This window comes from Pigmentiphaga litoralis, from assembly GCF_014651835.1.
GTDB classification, from domain to species: Bacteria; Pseudomonadota; Gammaproteobacteria; order Burkholderiales; family Burkholderiaceae_B; genus Pigmentiphaga; species Pigmentiphaga litoralis.
Window position 1 is genome coordinate 984,849 of the sequence record NZ_BMXQ01000001.1, and the last position, 14,916, is coordinate 999,764.

Annotated in this window: 17 protein-coding genes; 4 read left to right on the forward strand and 13 right to left on the reverse strand. The window is 65.0% G+C overall.

Annotated elements, in window-relative coordinates; genetic code table 11:
• The 6 genes from IE116_RS04265 to mltG form a co-directional block, all read right to left on the reverse strand.
• A complete protein-coding gene (locus IE116_RS04265; protein ID WP_189610060.1) occupies positions 1-951 on the reverse strand; it encodes a fumarylacetoacetate hydrolase family protein in 951 nt (316 codons plus the stop codon).
• 411 nt (positions 952-1,362) lie between these two features.
• Positions 1,363-2,112, reverse strand: a complete 750-nt coding sequence (locus IE116_RS04270; protein WP_189610062.1) for an ankyrin repeat domain-containing protein — start codon at positions 2,110-2,112, stop codon at positions 1,363-1,365.
• 123 nt (positions 2,113-2,235) lie between these two features.
• The gene (locus IE116_RS04275; protein ID WP_189610064.1) at positions 2,236-3,006 is read right to left on the reverse strand and encodes a TatD family hydrolase; all 771 of its coding nucleotides are present in this window, start codon (positions 3,004-3,006) and stop codon (positions 2,236-2,238) included.
• Between the two features lie 39 nt (positions 3,007-3,045).
• A complete protein-coding gene (holB, locus tag IE116_RS04280) occupies positions 3,046-4,119 on the reverse strand; it encodes a DNA polymerase III subunit delta' (RefSeq protein WP_189610066.1) in 1,074 nt (357 codons plus the stop codon).
• Entirely contained in the window at positions 4,116-4,763 is a 648-nt protein-coding gene (tmk, locus tag IE116_RS04285; protein WP_189610068.1) for a dTMP kinase, read from the reverse strand. The genes holB and tmk overlap by 4 nt, the downstream gene beginning before the upstream one ends.
• A 5-nt stretch (positions 4,764-4,768) precedes the next feature.
• Complete coding sequence (gene mltG / locus IE116_RS04290; protein ID WP_189610069.1) at positions 4,769-5,797, reverse strand: endolytic transglycosylase MltG; 1,029 nt, start codon at positions 5,795-5,797, stop codon at positions 4,769-4,771.
• 44 nt (positions 5,798-5,841) lie between these two features.
• Here mltG and ygfZ point away from each other — a divergent pair, with 44 nt between their 5' ends.
• The 3 genes from ygfZ to IE116_RS04305 all read left to right on the forward strand — a co-directional run bounded on the left by ygfZ (position 5,842) and on the right by IE116_RS04305 (position 8,205).
• Positions 5,842-6,909 (forward strand): CAF17-like 4Fe-4S cluster assembly/insertion protein YgfZ, encoded by a 1,068-nt coding sequence (gene ygfZ, locus IE116_RS04295; protein ID WP_189610071.1) that lies wholly within the window; start codon positions 5,842-5,844, stop codon positions 6,907-6,909.
• A 151-nt stretch (positions 6,910-7,060) separates the two neighbouring features.
• Positions 7,061-7,381: a DUF4936 family protein gene (locus IE116_RS04300; RefSeq protein WP_189610073.1), complete on the forward strand. Its 321-nt coding sequence runs from the start codon at positions 7,061-7,063 to the stop codon at positions 7,379-7,381.
• 8 nt (positions 7,382-7,389) lie between these two features.
• The gene (locus IE116_RS04305) at positions 7,390-8,205 is read left to right on the forward strand and encodes an NRDE family protein (protein ID WP_189610075.1); all 816 of its coding nucleotides are present in this window, start codon (positions 7,390-7,392) and stop codon (positions 8,203-8,205) included.
• Here the strand turns inward: IE116_RS04305 and IE116_RS04310 are convergent.
• Genes IE116_RS04310 through IE116_RS04325 form a run of 4 tightly spaced genes read right to left on the reverse strand, consistent with a single transcriptional unit; the run spans position 8,166 to position 10,393 of the window.
• The gene (locus IE116_RS04310) at positions 8,166-9,185 is read right to left on the reverse strand and encodes an alpha/beta hydrolase (RefSeq protein WP_189610078.1); all 1,020 of its coding nucleotides are present in this window, start codon (positions 9,183-9,185) and stop codon (positions 8,166-8,168) included. The two genes, IE116_RS04305 and IE116_RS04310, sit on opposite strands and share 40 nt — an antisense overlap.
• Entirely contained in the window at positions 9,182-9,607 is a 426-nt protein-coding gene (locus tag IE116_RS04315) for a PaaI family thioesterase (protein WP_189610080.1), read from the reverse strand. The genes IE116_RS04310 and IE116_RS04315 overlap by 4 nt, the downstream gene beginning before the upstream one ends.
• 3 nt (positions 9,608-9,610) lie before the next feature.
• On the reverse strand, positions 9,611-9,925 hold the full coding sequence (locus tag IE116_RS04320; RefSeq protein ID WP_189610081.1) for a Dabb family protein: 315 nt from the start codon (positions 9,923-9,925) through the stop codon (positions 9,611-9,613).
• Between the two features lie 33 nt (positions 9,926-9,958).
• Complete coding sequence (locus tag IE116_RS04325) at positions 9,959-10,393, reverse strand: DoxX family protein (protein ID WP_189610083.1); 435 nt, start codon at positions 10,391-10,393, stop codon at positions 9,959-9,961.
• A gap of 183 nt (positions 10,394-10,576) precedes the next feature.
• Here IE116_RS04325 and IE116_RS04330 point away from each other — a divergent pair, with 183 nt between their 5' ends.
• Positions 10,577-11,686: a hypothetical protein gene (locus IE116_RS04330; RefSeq protein WP_189610085.1), complete on the forward strand. Its 1,110-nt coding sequence runs from the start codon at positions 10,577-10,579 to the stop codon at positions 11,684-11,686.
• A gap of 74 nt (positions 11,687-11,760) precedes the next feature.
• On the opposite strand, the gene IE116_RS04335 is transcribed toward IE116_RS04330, so the two are convergent.
• From IE116_RS04335 to IE116_RS04345, 3 genes are all read right to left on the reverse strand, one after another.
• Complete coding sequence (locus IE116_RS04335) at positions 11,761-12,768, reverse strand: inorganic phosphate transporter (RefSeq protein ID WP_189610087.1); 1,008 nt, start codon at positions 12,766-12,768, stop codon at positions 11,761-11,763.
• Between the two features lie 13 nt (positions 12,769-12,781).
• Entirely contained in the window at positions 12,782-13,408 is a 627-nt protein-coding gene (locus tag IE116_RS04340; protein WP_189610089.1) for a DUF47 domain-containing protein, read from the reverse strand.
• 128 nt (positions 13,409-13,536) lie between these two features.
• Positions 13,537-14,904, reverse strand: coding sequence for a replicative DNA helicase (locus IE116_RS04345; protein ID WP_189610091.1), 1,368 nt, complete (start codon positions 14,902-14,904; stop codon positions 13,537-13,539).
• Positions 14,905-14,916 lie beyond the last annotated feature (12 nt).

The window sequence follows — 14,916 nt, forward strand, 5'->3', positions numbered from 1 at the left end:
TCAGACAGCAATGACAGGGTTGACCAACGTACCGATGTGTTCGATCTCGCATTCCACGACGTCGCCCGGCGCAAGCAATCCCGGCGGGTCCATGGCATAACCGACGCCCGATGGCGTGCCGGTCGCGATCACGTCGCCGGCCTCCAGCGTCATGCCGCGCGACAGGTCGGCAATGATGCGGCGAATGGGAAAAATCATTTGCGACGTCCGCGCCTGCTGGCGGATCGTGCCGTTCACCGACAGGGAAAGCGCCAGGTCTTGCGGATCGGGGATCTGATCGGCGGTCACGATCCACGGGCCCATCGGACAGGAGCCGTCCAGCCCCTTGCCCTTGAACCACTGGTCATGGCGCCGCTGCAGGTCGCGAGCGCTGATGTCATTGATGATGGTGTAGCCAAAGATGTGGTCGTAGGCATCGGCTTCTGAAATATTGATGCCGCTCTTGCCAATGACTACCGCCAGTTCGACTTCATAGTCCAGCTTCTGGGTGATCTTGGCGTCGTACGGGATGGCGGCGCCCGGCCCGATGACGGTCGTGGGCGGCTTGCTGAACAACTGGATGTGCTCCGGAAGCTTCACGGTCAGGCCTTGCGCCACATAGCCTTCCTTGACGTGGTCGACATAGTTGCGCCCCACGCAGAAGACGTTCTTGGCCGGGCGTGGAATGGGCGCCAACAGGCGGATGTCTTCCCGCGCCACGCGCGCGGCGGCCATGGCGATGCTCCGGGCCGCGGTCGCCATCCAGAACAGCACGCGCTGGGCAGTGTGCCCGTGGGCGATGATGCCGTGCACCGACGTAAAGGCGTCGGCCATGTCTGGCGGCGCCTGCAGGGTGCCTGATGCAACGGCCAAATGGAACGCGCGCTGCAGGTCGAGCACCCCACCGTCGTCCAGCCACAGGCCCGGGCGCGGCCCACCGTTCGGCGTCAGCGAAAACGTGATGATTCGCATGACATTTCCCCTTCAAGTCATTGTAATGATTGGATAATGGGTCGGGCAGCGCGGCAGTGATGACGCAGGATGAACGCTGACCAGCGTGCGCAAGCCATTCAGGTCGGCCGCGCTACGCGTCTGCATGCGGCAGACCATCGGACCGAACCGTGAGCGTGTGGGTAGCCGCAGGAATGCCCGCGGAAGCGGGCAGCGGCAGGCACCGCCGTGCACCAGAACCAGGCGGTACCAGAGCTTAGAACATAGGGTTTCGGAGCGATATTCGGGGATAGTGGGTAGACCGGGAAGCCACCGTACAACGCTCGAATCTTGCCTAGTTACTCAGTCGTGACTGAGCCTATCGGTTGCATCCCGTCGGGTGCGGCTGATGATGCGCCCTTCGCATAACCCATCGCCGGGCGGTGGATCGAGCTAGCGACCCGAGGCGGCCTTGCGCCGCTTTTCTTCGTTGAGTCGCTCGATCACGAACTGCGCGATCCTCTGGTTGCCGGTCTCGTTGCCGATGTCCACGGCGTTCTTGCCAGCCTCGTTCCGGGCGTAGCCGTCGGCACTCTCGTCCAGCAGCAGCTTGACGGTCGACTCATGGCCGTAGCGGACCGCCATCATCAGCGCAGTCGACTTGTCGGGCGACTCGGCGTCGATGTACGCATAGTTTTCGATCAGCAGGCGGACGACGTCATCGGCGCCCGCCGTCGCGGCATAGTGCAAGGCCGTCCAGCCTGGCTGATTGACCTCCGCCCCGCGCGCAATCATCGCCTTGGCCCGCGCAAGGTCCTTCTTGATCGCCAGGTACATCAGCGGCGACTCGCCAAGCAGATTGCGCTGGTTCAGGTCAATGCGCTTGTCGGCCATCAGCACCGCGTAGGTGTCCCACGCTTCGACCTTGATCGCCTCCAGCAAGGGAGAGTTCGAATTGCCGTTGACCGCATTCGGGCTCACGCCCTTCGCCAGATATGTCTTGACGTTGAAAGCCCGGTCGTTGGCGATGTCGATCCAGAAATCAACCGGCGCCGTGGGCGCAGGTTTGCCCGTCTGCTGGCCTGCGGAAGGGGCTTGCGCCTGTACGGTCCCCGTCAGCGACATGCCGGTAGCCAGTGCAAGTGCGGCCGCGCTGGATGACAGCAGGCGGCGGGTCGAACATGTGAAACGACTAGACATCATTCACCTTAGGTTTTGCGGGTAACGCTTTGATTAGTATGAGGAAATATTAAAAATCAATATCCTCTGATTAAAGTGATTTATGAGGTACGCACCAATGCCGAGCATCCTGGAAATCACGTTAAATCAATGCGCTATCCCTTTGAAGAGACGAAAGAAATTATCGGTTGACGCCTTGGCCACCTCCGCCACCGTCAATCCGCGCAGATCCGCAATTCGCTCTGCGACGTGGATGACTTTGGACGGATCGTTGAGCTTGCCCCGATGCGGCACCGGCGCCAGGTACGGCGAATCGGTCTCGATCAGCAGCCGGTCCAGCGGAATCGTCCGCGCAACTTCATGCAGTTCCTTGGCATTCTTGAACGTGACGATGCCCGAAAACGAAATATAGAAATTCAGGTCGATTGCCGCGTCCGCCACCGCCTGCGATTCGGTAAAGCAGTGCATGACGCCGCCCGCTTCAGCCGCGCCCTCTTCCCGCATCAGGCGCAGCGTGTCTTCGGACGATGACCGTGTGTGGATGATCAGCGGCTTGGCGACTTCGCGTGCTGCCCGGATATGGCGCCGGAAGCGTTCGCGCTGCCACTCCAGGTCCCCGGTCAGACGGTAGTAGTCGAGCCCGGTTTCGCCGATGGCCACCACCTTTTCCGTTGCCGACAACCGCACCAGTTCTTCCACCGACGGGTCCGGCGTGTCTTCGTAGTCGGGATGCACCCCGACCGACGCCCACAAGCGGGGCTGGCTGTGCACGACTTCCATCAGCTCGGGCCAGTCAGGCAGATTGACGCTGACCACCAGCGCATGCCCCACCTGATTGCGGTCCATGGCCTCAAGGATCTCGGGCAACTGCTTGCGCAGTTCAGGAAAGTTCAGGTGACAGTGGGAATCGACAAACATGGCAAGGGATCAGCTCAGGTAGAAGGAAAGGGAAGGCACTCAGGCTGCCTTCAGGCACGCCGCCGTCACGCGCAGCATGGCGTCGTGCGCAAACAGCTTGGCATTCAACGGATGGGTTGCGATCATGCGCTGCCGGGTCAGCCAGCGCGCCATGTCGGCGACGGCATGCCGGCTGGCGCGGGCCGCCACGCGGGCCAGGGGCTCGGCCAGCGACGGGAAGTAGCGCACGGGGGCACCGGCCTGCAACAGGGCCAGATCGGTGCACCAGCGCTGCAGGGCGTCGATCCACTCCGGCGCTGGCACCTTGTCCAGTGTATCGACCAGCGCGCCGGTGTCGGGTGCCTGGCCCCGCGCCAAGGCCTGCGCCAGGGTGTCGAGCCAGTCGGCCCGTACCGGCAGGTCCGCCTCGATGCGACGGGCAGCCGCCACTGGTGCCCCGCCGACCGCCGCCAGCTGGGCCGCCGCGTCCTTGACGCCGCGCGCTTCCAGCCACGGCAAGGCGACATTGGCCGGCGGAGTCGCCAGCGGGAGCCGCCGGCACCGTGACACCAGGGTCGGCAGCAAACGATCCGGCGCGTCGGACACCAACAGAAATACCGTATGGGGCGGCGGTTCTTCCAGCACCTTGAGCAGGCCATTGGCCGAAATGGTATTGAGCGTTTCGGCCGGATAGAGCACGACGACCCGCAGCCCGCCCCGGTGCGTGCCGGTGTTGACCCACGATTCCACGGACCGGATCTGTTCGATCCGGATTTCCTTGGACGGCGCGCGTTTGCTGGCTGCCTTGCCTGCTTCGGCCGGCTCTTCCATGTCGCCGTCCAGGGCGTCTTCCAGCACACCTTCGGCCAGGGCCACCGCTTCGGGGCGGATGCGCCGGAAGTCCGGATGATTGCCCGACCCGTACCAGGTACATGCCGAGCACACGCCACAGGCAAGGCCACCCTGCGGCGACTCGCACAGCAGCGCTGCCGCGGCCGCCCGGGCAAATTCGACCTTGCCGATGCCGGCCAGGCCATGGATCAACCACGCATGGGCAAACCGTTCGCGTTGCTGCGCGCCCAGCCATTCCCGCGCCGTCTCGACCTGCCAGGGATAGAACTGCGGCACGCTCATGCCCGCGTTCCTGTGCTCGCCAGCAAGCTGGCCAGGTCCTCGGCCAGGTCAACCCGTATGGCCTCGATGCTCCGGCTCGAGTCGACAATGCGTATCCGCCCGCCCGACATGTCGGCCCGCGCATGGTAGGCCGCCCGCGTCCGTTCAAAGAACGCGTCCCCTTCCCGCTCGAAACGATCCAGGTCCCGCGACCGGTTCAGGCGCTCGCGGGCCACAGCCAGCGGCACATCGAACAGCCACGTCCGGTCCGGCTGCAGGTCGCCCTGCACCCACGCCTCCAGCGCGGCGATCCGCGCCGCGCCCAGCTGCCGGCCCCCGCCCTGGTAGGCGTAGCTGGCATCCGTGTAGCGGTCGCATACCACCCACTGTCCGGCTTCCAGCGCCGGCTGGATGACGGTGTGCAGATGCTCGCACCGCCCGGCAAACATCAACAGGGTTTCGGTATCCAGCCGCATCGGGTCGTTCAGCAGCAGGTCGCGCAGCTTTTCACCCAGCGGCGTGCCACCCGGCTCGCGGGTCTGGACCACGGACAGACCCCGGTCGCGCAATTGCGCCACCAGCCAGTCCACATGGGTGCTCTTGCCGGCGCCGTCCACCCCTTCCAGGGTGATAAAGCGGCCGCGCGGCGGTACGGAATGGGTCATGCTCATCATTTTTTCTGGCCGCGGCCCAGCTGGTAGGTGCCAACGGCGCGATTGTGTTCGTCCAGCGACGAGGAAAAGGCGCTCGTGCCGTTGCCGCGCGATACGAAATACAGGTACCGATGCGGCTCGGGCAGGACCGCGGCCATCAGGGACGCCCGGCCCGGGTTCGAGATTGGCGTGGGCGGCAGCCCGCGGCGCGTGTACGTATTCCAGGCCGTGTCCGCCTGCAGGTCGCGGCGGCGCAGGTTGCCGTCGAAGCTCTCGCCCAGCCCGTAGATCACGGTGGGATCCGTCTGCAGCGGCATGCCGATGCGCAGCCGGTTGACGAACACGCCTGAAATCCGGTCACGCTCGGCCTCGTGACCGGTTTCCTTTTCAATGATGGATGCCAGGATCAGGGCCTCGTACGGCGTCTTCAGGGGCAGATCGGCCGACCGCTTGTTCCAGACCTCTTCCAGTTCGTGCGCCTGGGCGCGGTAGGCCCGCCGCAGGATATCGATGTCGCTCGATCCGACCGAAAACAGATACGTGTCGGGAAAGAACAGGCCTTCGGGGTGCGTGGCGCTGGTGCCCAGCAGGGTCAGCAGGGTCGTGTCGTCCACCCCGTCCAGGGTTTGCCGGATATCGGGATGCCTGCGTAGCGCCGCGCGTATCTGCCGGTAGTTCCAGCCTTCGATGAACGTGACGTCGCGCTGCGTTACGTCGCCGCGCGTCAGCCGGTTCAGCACCGTCCACAAGGAATCCCCCCGCACGATCTCATAGCCGCCCGCCTTGACCTTGCGGTCGGCGCCGGTGATCCGCGCGAACGCCACCAGCGCGTCGGGGTAAACCGGGATCCCGGCTTCCTGCAGTTGCCGGGCAATGCTGCGCAGGCTGGATCCTTCGTCGATCACGAAGTCGACCTTGTCGGCGGACAGGGACAGCGGCGCGCGCAGCCAGTACAGCGCGCCGGCGGCAACGATGCCGGCCAGCAGCAGTGGCACGAGGATCACGATCGTGATCAGTCGTTTCTTGGAGAAATGTGGTTTTTGCATGGGCTGCCTATAATACTTCGATCATCTTCCGGGGCTTACCCACTATGCTCGCGCTCCATGCATTATCCCCTGTTCCCGCAGCCGGGCTCGCCGACGGGGCCGTGGCCCTCACGCCGCTCGACACGCTGTCGGTGGTGCACGCCGCCGGCGCCGACACGATCACCTTCCTGCAAGGGCAACTGACGCAGGATGTGAAATCGCTGGGTGCCCATCAGGCGCGCCTCGCAGGCTACTGCACGGCCAAGGGGCGGCTGCTGGCCAGTGGCGTGGTCTGGACGGATACCCTCGCCGCCGACGTCGGCTGCTACCTGATGGTCTCGTCCGACCTGGCTGCGGCCTTCCAGAAGCGCCTGTCCATGTTCGTGCTGCGCGCCAAGGTCAAGTTGGCCGCGGCCCCGCTCGTGGTGGTTGGCGTAACGGCCCGTCAGGGTGGCGTCGCCGCGCTGAACGCTGCGTTCGGCGACCTGCCCCGCGGCGCGTGGGACCGGGTCGACTTGCCCAGTGGCACCTGGATCGCCGCACCTGCCGCCGTCGAATCCGCCGACGGCGTCCAGGCCCGCTGGTGGTGGGTGGGCACTGAGGACGCCTTGGGCGCTGCGGTCGCCACACTGGGCGCAGCCGCCTTCCGGGCGGAACCGTCCGCCTGGCAGGCGGACGACATCGCGGCCGGACTGCCGTGGATCACGGCCGCCACGCAAGACGTGTTCGTGCCGCAAACCGTCAATCTGGAACTGGTGGGCGGCGTCAGCTTTACCAAAGGCTGCTATCCCGGCCAGGAAGTGGTCGCGCGCAGCCATTACCTGGGCAAGCTCAAACGCCGCATGTTCCGCGGCACGGCCCAGGCCGGCGATGTGCACGCGAAAGGCATCCAGCCTGTCGCCCTGCCGGGTACTGACATCTTCCACAGCGCCGACCCTGCCCAGCCTTGCGGCCGCGTGGTCAACGCCGCCGTGTCGGGCGCGGCGGGTGATCCAGCCGCATCGCGCGTGGCCGTGCTGTTCGAAAGCACCTTTGTCTCGATGGAAAGTGGCTCGGTCCACCTGGGCGCCGCCGACGGCCCCGCGTTGACCGTGCTCCCGCTCCCCTACCCGCTGGCCGACAAGGGCGCCTGACTCCTGGCGCCATGTCCCCAGGGGTGACAGACGCCCTGCCCAGGGATGACCGGACGCTGCCAGGCGGCGTCCGGTCCCTGAGTCAGCCGCTTCGGCCCACTGCCGCCCTGCCTTGCAGGGTGCCTGCTTTTTTTGACTTAAGGGTCGTCCCATGTCCGTGTCTTCTCATCTCTACGTGTATTACAAGCTTGCCGATGGCGATCAGGCCGCGGCCCGCCTGCTGGCCTTTCAGGTGCTCGACGCCGGCAAGCCCTGGTGTGACCGCACCGCCCTGCAACGCCGCCCCGGACTGCGCGACGGCGTCAGCACCTGGATGGAGACTTACGAGAATGTGTGGGACATCGGCGCGCTGGAACACGCCATCAACGCGGCCGCCATCAGCTCGGGCCTGAGCGCGCGGCTGGCCAGCCCGCGTCATGCGGAAATCTTTGAAGATATTCCCGTGTCCCTCGACTTCGGCAGCATCGAGTAATTTGCAGCATGTGTCTGATTGCCTTTGCCTGGGACCCCACCGGCCCCCAACGCCTCGTGGTCGTCGCCAACCGGGACGAGTTCTACACGCGCCCCACGGCGCCGGCCGACTGGTGGGACGATGCCCCCGACCTGTGGGCTGGCCGTGACCTGATGGCCGGCGGCACCTGGATGGGCATCACGAAGTCGGGGCGCTTTGCGGCGCTGACCAACTATCGGGAAGCCAATACCTACCGTGCCAACCTGCTTTCGCGCGGGCATCTGGTGGCCGATTTTCTGACCGGCACCGCGTCGCCGGGCGCCTACCTCGACACCGTGTCGCGCAGCGCGGGGCAATTCAACGGCTTCAACCTGGTCACCGGGATCCTGACGGGGGATCACCCGGCCCTGTGGTACTTCGGGCACCGGCCCGGCGGCTACCCGACGGTCGCCCCGGTATCGCTGGAAGCCGGTGTGTACGGGCTGTCGAATGCCGTGCTGGACACCCCGTGGCCCAAGGTCGTCCGGACCACGGGCAGCCTGGCGACCTTGAAGGCGACCGAAGCCAAGGTGCCGGCCTACCTGGCCCTGCTCAGCGATCAGGCCGAAGCCGAAGACCTGGACCTGCCCAGCACCGGGGTGCCCATCGAATGGGAACGCACGCTGTCGTCGACGTTCATCGTAAGCCCGACCTACGGCACCCGTGCCCAGACCGTCATCCAGGTCAGGAACGACGAAGCCCTGGTGGTCGAGCGCAGCTTCGACAACGCGAAACAGGCAGGCGCCATGGCGCCCGCTGCGGTGCGTCAGGCCACGTTCGTGATGTCGAAGACCGAGCGCAAGTAGGCAATGGTGTCGCGGTGCGCCTGCCGGGCGACCCGCAGCGCGCCGCCCATGTTGTAGAACGCGTGGACAGCGCCCGGGTAGACCGTGCAGGTCACATGGCAATTGGCGGCCGCCAGCCGGTTGGCCAGGGCGATGCCTTCGTCCACCAGCGGATCGCACTCGGCCAGTTGCAGGAACGTCGGCGCCACGCCGCGCCAGTCGGGCGCGTCCAGCACCGCAAATCGCCAGTCGAGCCGGTCCGCGTCATCGCGCAGATAATTGCCGAAAAACCACTGGATGGTCTTCGCGTCCAGCAGGTAGCCCTCGGCGTAGGCGGCATGCGATGGGGTGTCCTGCCAGGCACACGTGCCCGGATACAGCAGGATCTGGCCGCGCAGGGGCAGTCCGCCATCCCGCGCCCGCAGGGTGGCCTGCGCGGTCAACGTGCCGCCGGCGCTGTCGCCCATGCCGACGACGGCATAGGGATCGATGCCCAGTTCGCGATGTTCGCCGAAGGCCCATTCCCAGGCATCGAAGACGTCCTGCGCGGCAGTCGGAAAGCGGTGCTCGGGCGCCAGCCGATAGTCCAGTGACAGGACCTTGCACGCCGCGCCGTTGGCGAGCATGCGGCAGACCGCGTCGTAGCTGTCGACGCTGCCGATCGTAAAGCCCCCGCCGTGGGTAAAGATCACCAGGGGCGCGGTAGAGGCGGCCAGATGCCCGGCGTACAGCCGGCCGCGAATCCGTTCGCCTGCGACCGGAATGTCCAGGTCACGCACGTCGGCCACGGGCTGCGCCGCGATTTCCAGGATCTTGCTGGCCTTCTCGTGGAATTCACGCGCGCCTTCCGGCGTGTACTGCCAGTAGGGCGGCCGGTTGGCGCGGTGGATGCGCGACACCAGATCGGCCACTTGCGGGTCCAGCGGGCGCGGGTGCTCCAGCGGCGGGAAGGCCACGGCGTCACACTTCGCACCGGGCAGCCACCCGTTACCCACGCTCATCGTTGCGGCGTCGCAAGCGACTTGCGAATGAACTTGAACGTGCCGGTGCCTTTGGCGACCAGCGCGCCGTCTTTGTCCAGCAGTTCGCCGTCGCAGAACGCCATGGTGGTGGACCGGTGATAGCAGTGGCCCAGCGCCACCAGCACCGCGCCCTTGCCGGGCCGCACAAAGGTGGTTTTCATTTCGACGGTGGCCGCGCCAGGGCGCTCGGGGTGCGCCGACCGGGCGGCGTTGGCCATCGCCACATCCAGCAGCGTCATGATCACGCCGCCGTGCCCCACATGCCAGCTGTTCTGGTGGTGCGGCTGCATGGCCAGGCGGATTTCACACCGGCCGGCTTCGGCGATGACGAATTCGCCACCCAGCCAGTCAAGGAACGGGATAGAAGGCGGCGTCAGCGGCCCTTCTGCGGGACTCGTCATCGATCAGCGGGCCGCGGGCACGACGTAATCCATGCATTCCCGTCCGGCGCGGATGGCCGACATGAAAGGCTTGATCGCGACGTGGGTCGGGTGCGCCTGATAGGCATCGAGCGCTTCCTGGCTTTCGAACAGCGAATTGAGCACCACGTCGAACGTCGCTTCCATGCCGGGCGTCGCAACGCCCACTTCGAACTCGACGATGCCCGGTACGCAATCCTTCACGCTTTCGAGCGAGGCTTTCACCTTCGCAAGATTGTCGGCGCGGCTGGCGCCTTCGGCGTGGTCCTTGAGCTTCCACATCACAATATGGCGAATCATGCTGGTCCTGAAAAATGAAGAAAGAAGTCGACCCTATGCCGCGCGCGCCGGCAGTGCCCCGCCGCGCGTCGAGCGGTGCGCCAGGATGGCCGCCAGCAGCAGGCCGCCCAGCACGGTAATGTGCTCGATCACGACATACATCTCCATCGTCGCGGCGGGCTGCGGCATCGTCCAGAACGCATGGGCGACCGGGATCGTTGCAATCGTGAACACGGCCAGTGCGCCCGCGCCCAGCCAGGCATACCGATTGAAGATGATCATCAGCGAGCCGACCAGTTGCACCACCAGGGTCGCGACGTTGAAGAGCCAGGCGGGTTCCAGGCCGAAGTGCGCCATTTCACCGACGCCTCCCTGGAAATCGATCAGCTTGGCCAGGCCGCTGCCCCAGAACATGAAGGTCAGCAGCACACGGGCAAACACATTGACTGCGGGAGAATCAAGCAGGCGGGCAATAGGCGTGGGTGTCATGGTGGCGGCGCTCGGAAGGGTGGATGACGACTGCACGTTACACAACGCCAGCGATATTACGCGATTACTCACTTTTGCCGCCATCCGCCTTCATCCTTACGGACCGCTGCGCCCACGCGATTGAACACCTTCCAGGATTACTGCATCATCCGCCCACTACCCTGTCTGGAAAGCCTCTTGCTCATGCCCCTTCCCCGCCTCGTGTTCAGGCACCCGCATGCCGGCCGCATCGCCCTGTTGGCGCTGTTCGCATGCCTTGCCGTGAACGCGATCGTCTTGTGGGCAGCGTTGCAGCAACCGTGGCTCGGCCTTGAACTGCGCGCGGGCGATTCCGAACATGGCGTGCTGGCGGATGCCGTGCCCTATGGCCCGGCGCACGCGCTCGGACAGGATGCCCAATTGCTGGATCTGGCCACTTTTACTGGCAGCAGCGCCATCCGCGTGCGTGCCGATGACCTGGCCTCCACCGCCAGCCATCTCGACACCGTCGACGCCCAGCAACGTTTTTTCGCCCGGCAGACCCACCTGGCCAGTCTGCTGCAGCAGCCCGTGCTGCTCAGCTGGAAAACCCGTTTCGGCGCCTTGGCGCAGACCGTGGTCACCCCGTCTCAGCGCCCTGTCAGCGCCCTGCCCGCTGCCTGGTGGTGGCGGCAGGGGCTGTCCAGCGCGGCGTTCCTGCTTGCGATCGGTGTCTGGCTGGTAAGGCCCGCCGCGGCGGCAGGCCGGTGGTTCGGGATGAGCGGGGTCATGGTTCTGCTGTCCGTGTCGGCGGCCACGCTGTATCGCACGCGCGACCTGGCCATTGACGGGGAAAGCTTTCGCCACCTCATGGTCCTGAGCCACACTGCCACCACCGTGTTTGGCTGTACCTTGATGGCGGTCCTGCTGCTGTTCCCGGGCGCCTTGATCCGCCACCGCACGCTGGCCGCCATCATCGCGCCCTTCGTCGTGTGGTGGGCCCTGGGCCTGGCAGGCATGGCAGCCGGAGACAGCGTCGTGCCGCGGGTTCCTGCGCTGCCCATCATGGTGGTCCTGCTCATCGCTGCAGCACTGCAGTTTCGCGCCAGCCGCAACCGTCCGGCCGACCGCGTCGCCTGGCGCTGGATGGGGTCCTTCGTGTTGCTGGGCGCCGTGTGGCTGGCGGGTGCGCTGATCACCGGCGCGTTCTACGGGGTCCAGCTGCGCGCCGGCTGGGTCACGGCGGCGGTGCTGGTGTATGCGGGGGTGGCTGCCGGCCTGCTCCGCCAGTACGTGGCACCGCCCAAGCGGCGCACCGGCACGGCCAGCGTCTAGGGCACAAAGCAAAGGCGGCGTTCTTTCGAACACCGCCTGGGGTCTATCCTGAATGTTGCGTCAGCGCACCGCCCTTAGAACAAGGCCTTGCCGACCCACCACGCCCCGGCGGCCACCAGGGCCGATGCCGGAATGGTCAGTATCCACGCCCACACAATGTTGCCCGCCAGGCCCCAGCGCACGGCGCTGAACTTGCGGGTCGTGCCGACGCCGACAATGGCGCCGGTGATCGTGTGCGTCGTCGACACCGGAATACCCAGAATGGCCGCCAGAAACAGCGTGAGCGCCCCACCCGACTCGGCGCAGAAACCGCCCACCGGCTTGAGCTTGGTGATCTTCTGGCCCATGGTCTTGACGATGCGCCAGCCGCCGAACATCGTGCCCAGTGCAATGGCGACATAACAGCTGATCACGACCCACGCCGGCACTTCCTCGCGAGCGCCCGGCACGTTGGCGGCAATCAGCAGCAGCCAGATGATGCCGATGGTCTTTTGCGCGTCGTTGCCGCCGTGGCCCAGGCTGTACAGGCCGGCCGACACCAGCTGCAGGCGGCGGAACCACTTGTCCACCTTCAGCGGCTTGACCCCCACCATCATCCAGGACACGATCAGCATCAGCAGACCGCCCAGGAAGAAGCCCATGAGCGGCGAGATCACGATGAAGGCGACCACGTACAGGATTTCCGAGCCCGCCAGCGCAGCGGGGCCAGCGCTGGCCAGGCCCGCGCCCACGATGCCGCCGATCAGCGCATGCGACGACGACGACGGAATGCCGAAGTACCAGGTGATCACGTTCCACGCGATGGCGCCGATCAATGCGGCAAAAATCACGTAGTGATCCACCAGGCCCGGGTCGATGATGCCCTTTCCGACCGTGGCCGCGACCTTCAGGTGGAAGATGAACAGCGCCACGAAGTTGAAGAACGCGGCAAAGGCCACGGCGTGATGCGGCTTCAGCACGCCGGTCGAGACGACCGTGGCGATCGAGTTGGCGGCATCATGAAACCCGTTCATGAAGTCGAAAATCAGCGCCAATCCGACCAGCAAGACGAGCGTGGTGAGACTGATGTGGAGCGTATCCATGGTCTCGATCGCCTCAGGCGTTCTCGAGGACGATGCCCTCAATCAGGTTCGCAACGTCTTCGCAGCGGTCGGTGATCTCTTCCAGCATCTCGTACACCGCCTTCATCTTGATCAGCTGGCGGGTGTCGGCTTCGTCACGGAACAGGCGTCCCATGCCGCGGCGCATGACGCGATCGGCATCGGATTCCAGGCGATCGATCTCGCCGCAGATCTTCATGATGCTTTCGGTGTCGGTCAGATCGTGCATCAGGCTCACGACCATGAAAATACGGTCACAGCACTGCACGCCGATCTCGGCCAGGGCGCAGGCGTCGGGGGTGACGCTGCGCACGTCATACAAGGTGATGCACTGCCCCACGTCTTCCATCAGGTCGAGAATGTCGTCCATGGTGGTAATGAGGGTGTGGATCTGGTCACGATCGAGCGGCGTGATGAAGCTCTTGTGCAACAGATCGACCGTGTCGTGCGTGATCTTGTCGGCTTTCTTTTCCAGCGTCTCGATATTCTTGATGCGGACGTCGGCGTCTTTCAGATTGGCCAACAGCGCAACGAGTTCGCGGCTGCCCTGTTTGCACAGATCGGCGTGGGCCACGAACATATCGAAAAAACGTGCCTCTTTAGGCATGAAGCGTGCAAACATCGCGTCCTCTCATTGCGTCATATGACAGTTATGTGACGCGTTTAAAACCGGGCGCAGTTTAGCAGAGCTTCATGCCGGAGCCGGCAGCAATGTGCGTGTTTCTTCCTGTGTGTTGCCTGGGACCGCGGTCAGTATTGCGCGGCCGAGAAGTTCTGGAACTTGGTGTACTGCCCCTGCCAGGTCAGCCGCACCGTGCCGATCGGCCCGTTCCGCTGCTTGCCGATGATGATCTCGGCCGTGCCCTTGTCCGGCGTATCCGGGTTGTAGACCTCGTCGCGGTAAATGAACAGGATCACGTCCGCGTCCTGCTCGATAGCGCCCGATTCACGCAGATCGCTCATCACGGGCCGCTTGTTCGGGCGTTGTTCCAGGCTTCGGTTGAGCTGGGACAGCGCGATCAGCGGGCATCCCAGTTCCTTGGCCAGGCCCTTCAGCGACCGGCTGATTTCGGAAATTTCGGTTGCGCGGTTTTCGCCGCTGGTATTGCCCGACATCAACTGCAGGTAGTCGATGATGATGAGTCCAAGCGTGCCGCATTGCCGCGCCAGGCGGCGTGCCCGGGCTCGCACTTCCATCGACGTCAGCGCAGGCGTCTCGTCGATGTACAGCTGCGTGTCCTGCATCTTGGTGATGGCGTGGGTCAGGTTTGGCCAGTCCTCGTCCAGCAGCTTGCCGGTCCGCAGGCGGTGCTGGTCCAGGTAGCCAATCGATCCGAGCACCCGCATTGCCAGTTGGGACGCGCCCATTTCCATGGAAAACACGGCGACCGGCAGTCCCTGATCCACCGCGACGTTTTCGCCGATATTGATCGAAAACGCCGTCTTGCCCATCGACGGACGGCCCGCAACGATGATCAGGTCGCCGGCTTGCAGGCCCGACGTCATCTTGTCCAGGTCCGAAAACCCGGTCGATATGCCGGTGACGTCCGACGTGCTGTCGCGGTGGTACAGCTCGTCGATCCGTTCGACCACCTTGGTCAGCAAGGGCTGCAGTTCCTGCCAGCCGCCGGCGCCACGGGCGCCCTCTTCCGCGATCTGGAAGATCTTGGACTCGGCCTCGTCCAGCAGTTGCCGGGTGTCCTTGCCTTGGGGATTGAAGGCGCCCGACGAAATGTCATCGGCCACCGTCACCAGCTTGCGCAGCACGGAGCGGTCACGAACGATCTCGCCGTAGCGCCGGATGTTGGCGGCGGACGGCGTGTTCTGCGCGAGCGAGTTCAGATAGGCCAGGCCGCCGGCGTCTTCTGCCTTGCCCGACGTCTGCAGGGATTCATACACGGTGATCACGTCGGCCGGACGAGCCAGCGCGATCAGCCGCGCAATGTGCTGGTAAATGATGCGGTGATCGAAACGGTAGAAGTCGTCTTCTTTCACGACATCGGCAATTCGGTCCCACGCGGCGTTGTCCAGCAGCAGGCCGCCCAGGACGGACTGTTCCGCCTCGACGGAATGCGGGGGAATACGGAGGTTTTCAATCTGGGGATCTGGAGCATTCATTCAGGAGGCACA

What these genes read in the sequence shown, in the direction of transcription:
- IE116_RS04335 (WP_189610087.1), bottom strand. Translation starts at nt 12,768, where the DNA reads ATGGATACGCTCCACATCAGTCTCACCACGCTCGTCTTGCTGGTCGGA.
- IE116_RS04330 (WP_189610085.1), top strand. Translation starts at nt 10,577, where the DNA reads ATGCCCCTTCCCCGCCTCGTGTTCAGGCACCCGCATGCCGGCCGCATC.
- tmk (WP_189610068.1), bottom strand. Translation starts at nt 4,763, where the DNA reads ATGACCCATTCCGTACCGCCGCGCGGCCGCTTTATCACCCTGGAAGGG.
- IE116_RS04270 (WP_189610062.1), bottom strand. Translation starts at nt 2,112, where the DNA reads ATGATGTCTAGTCGTTTCACATGTTCGACCCGCCGCCTGCTGTCATCC.
- IE116_RS04325 (WP_189610083.1), bottom strand. Translation starts at nt 10,393, where the DNA reads ATGACACCCACGCCTATTGCCCGCCTGCTTGATTCTCCCGCAGTCAAT.
- IE116_RS04345 (WP_189610091.1), bottom strand. Translation starts at nt 14,904, where the DNA reads ATGAATGCTCCAGATCCCCAGATTGAAAACCTCCGTATTCCCCCGCAT.
- IE116_RS04340 (WP_189610089.1), bottom strand. Translation starts at nt 13,408, where the DNA reads ATGTTTGCACGCTTCATGCCTAAAGAGGCACGTTTTTTCGATATGTTC.
- IE116_RS04305 (WP_189610075.1), top strand. Translation starts at nt 7,390, where the DNA reads ATGTGTCTGATTGCCTTTGCCTGGGACCCCACCGGCCCCCAACGCCTC.
- IE116_RS04320 (WP_189610081.1), bottom strand. Translation starts at nt 9,925, where the DNA reads ATGATTCGCCATATTGTGATGTGGAAGCTCAAGGACCACGCCGAAGGC.
- IE116_RS04275 (WP_189610064.1), bottom strand. Translation starts at nt 3,006, where the DNA reads ATGTTTGTCGATTCCCACTGTCACCTGAACTTTCCTGAACTGCGCAAG.
- IE116_RS04315 (WP_189610080.1), bottom strand. Translation starts at nt 9,607, where the DNA reads ATGACGAGTCCCGCAGAAGGGCCGCTGACGCCGCCTTCTATCCCGTTC.
- IE116_RS04310 (WP_189610078.1), bottom strand. Translation starts at nt 9,185, where the DNA reads ATGAGCGTGGGTAACGGGTGGCTGCCCGGTGCGAAGTGTGACGCCGTG.
- holB (WP_189610066.1), bottom strand. Translation starts at nt 4,119, where the DNA reads ATGAGCGTGCCGCAGTTCTATCCCTGGCAGGTCGAGACGGCGCGGGAA.
- mltG (WP_189610069.1), bottom strand. Translation starts at nt 5,797, where the DNA reads ATGCAAAAACCACATTTCTCCAAGAAACGACTGATCACGATCGTGATC.
- ygfZ (WP_189610071.1), top strand. Translation starts at nt 5,842, where the DNA reads ATGCTCGCGCTCCATGCATTATCCCCTGTTCCCGCAGCCGGGCTCGCC.
- IE116_RS04300 (WP_189610073.1), top strand. Translation starts at nt 7,061, where the DNA reads ATGTCCGTGTCTTCTCATCTCTACGTGTATTACAAGCTTGCCGATGGC.
- IE116_RS04265 (WP_189610060.1), bottom strand. Translation starts at nt 951, where the DNA reads ATGCGAATCATCACGTTTTCGCTGACGCCGAACGGTGGGCCGCGCCCG.